This window comes from Paraburkholderia sp. SIMBA_027, from assembly GCF_046535315.1.
GTDB lineage: Bacteria > Pseudomonadota > Gammaproteobacteria > Burkholderiales > Burkholderiaceae > Paraburkholderia > Paraburkholderia tropica.
The window spans coordinates 1-342 of record NZ_JAWRWY010000233.1; the positions used below are offsets into that span (position 1 = coordinate 1).

1 pseudogene is annotated in these 342 nt (G+C 62.9%); it reads left to right on the forward strand.

Going from position 1 to position 342, the window contains the following annotated elements:
• Positions 1–147: 147 nt before the first annotated feature.
• Positions 148–342, forward strand: a pseudogene (locus SB764_RS38905) (hypothetical protein); the annotation flags it as partial.

Genomic DNA, 342 nt, shown 5'->3' on the forward strand with positions numbered 1-342 from the left:
CGTGAGCACAAACTAGCTGACTTCCCTAAAGAAAGCTAGACCTCGCGTTGACTCATGGAAAAGGTCCGCGGAGCCGGGTACGTTGCCTCATCGGAAAAGGTCCGGTTGGGGTTGGTTGGCGGACATCCTTGAGGGATGGGTTTGACGATGAGCCAGCGCAAGGCGGTCACGCTGATCAAGGCACGTGCTTACGCCAGGGGCAACCGTACTGAGAAGGTCCGGATCCTTGATGAGCTCGTCGAGCTGACGGGGTGGAACCGCGATTACGCCCGGCGGGCGTTGCGAAGAGCGCTGGAGCTGCGGCCCGTGCGAGCCCGGCCGGCGCCCGCGCCGGTGTATGGT